A 1,803-nucleotide genomic window follows, 5' to 3' on the forward strand; every position below is an offset into this window, starting at 1 on the left:
TTTACTTCTGTTTTATACAGAATCTGTGACTCGACGAGAGCATAGAGACTATTTAAAAACATAGATATGAGTCTGGGTTAGAGTGACATGTTCACGTGTCACTCTAACCTTGATAATCAACCTCTTAACGACATCAGTTGTTATCCCAGGGGTTGATTATCAAAAAAGTAAAGAGAACTGAATCAAGCGTATAAAATTAGGTGATATCGTTATCATAATTAGACTGATATAACACTTTGAAGTTAAGACCTAGTGATAGGTTAAGACTACTTGGGGTTGTATGGTCAAGTAATGAAGCGCACATGGTGGATGCCTTGGCAGTCAGAGGCGATGAAAGACGTGACAGCCTGCGATAAGCTTCGGGGAGGCGGCAATATCCTGTGATCCGGAGATTTCTGAATGGGGAAACCCACCTAGCATAAGCTAGGTATCTTGTACTTGTACAAGAGGCAAACGAGGGGAAGTGAAACATCTCAGTACCCTTAGGAAAAGACATCAAATGAGATTCCCCAAGTAGCGGCGAGCGAACGGGGAGAAGCCGATTGATGCTAATGTAGAAGAACAGCGTGGGAAAGCTGACCGTAGTAGGTGATAGTCCTGTATTCGAAACATTAGCGTTAACATATTAAGTAGGGCGGGACACGAGAAATCCTGTCTGAAGATGGGGGGACCATCCTCCAAGGCTAAATACTCCTGACTGACCGATAGTGAACCAGTACCGTGAGGGAAAGGCGAAAAGAACCCCTGTGAGGGGAGTGAAATAGAACCTGAAACCGTGTGCGTACAAGCAGTAGGAGCCTCAATTTATTGGGGTGACTGCGTACCTTTTGTATAATGGGTCAGCGACTTATATTCTGTAGCAAGGTTAACCGTTTAGGGGAGCCGTAGGGAAACCGAGTCTTAATAGGGCGTTTAGTTGCAGGGTATAGACCCGAAACCGAGTGATCTATCCATGAGCAGGTTGAAAGTGCCGTAACAGGCACCGGAGGACCGAACCCACTGTCGTTGAAAAGCCAGGGGATGACTTGTGGATAGGGGTGAAAGGCTAATCAAACTCGGTGATAGCTGGTTCTCCCCGAAAGCTATTTAGGTAGCGCCTCGGACGAACACCATTGGGGGTAGAGCACTGTTTCGGCTAGGGGGTCATACCGACTTACCAAACCGATGCAAACTCCGAATACCGATGAGTGATATCCGGGAGACACACAGTGGGTGCTAACGTCCATTGTGGAGAGGGAAACAACCCAGACCGCCAGCTAAGGCCCCAAATTCCTAGTTAAGTGGGAAACGAGGTGGGAAGGCATAGACAGCTAGGAGGTTGGCTTAGAAGCAGCCATCCTTTAAAGAAAGCGTAATAGCTCACTAGTCGAGTCGGCCTGCGCGGAAGATGTAACGGGGCTCAAACTAGGAGCCGAAGCTGCGGATTTGAATTTGTTTTCAAGTGGTAGGGGAGCGTTGTGTAAGCCTGTGAAGGTGTGTCGTAAGGCATGCTGGAGGTATCACAAGAGCGAATGCTGACGTGAGTAACGATAATGCGAGTGAAAAGCTCGCACGCCGGAAGATCAAGGGTTCCAGTCCAACGTTAATCGGGGCTGGGTGAGTCGACCCCTAAGGCGAGGCCGAAAGGCGTAGTCGATGGGAAATTGGTTAATATTCCAATACTTGTTTATAGTGCGATGGAGGGACGGAGAAGGTTATGTCAGCCTGGCGTTGGTTGTCCAGGTGAAAGGATGTAGGCTTACAGTTTAGGCAAATCCGGACTGTAATATGGCTGAGATCTGATAGCAAGCTGTACTTGTACAG

General features: G+C 47.8%; 1 rRNA gene. It reads left to right on the plus strand.

Going from position 1 to position 1,803, the window contains the following annotated elements:
* Positions 1-282: 282 nt before the first annotated feature.
* A 23S ribosomal RNA gene (locus AAEY78_RS12215) occupies positions 283-1,803 on the plus strand; the annotation flags it as partial.

It is taken from the genome of Psychrobacter sp. 16-MNA-CIBAN-0192, from assembly GCF_040309565.1.
Taxonomy (GTDB): Bacteria; Pseudomonadota; Gammaproteobacteria; order Pseudomonadales; family Moraxellaceae; genus Psychrobacter.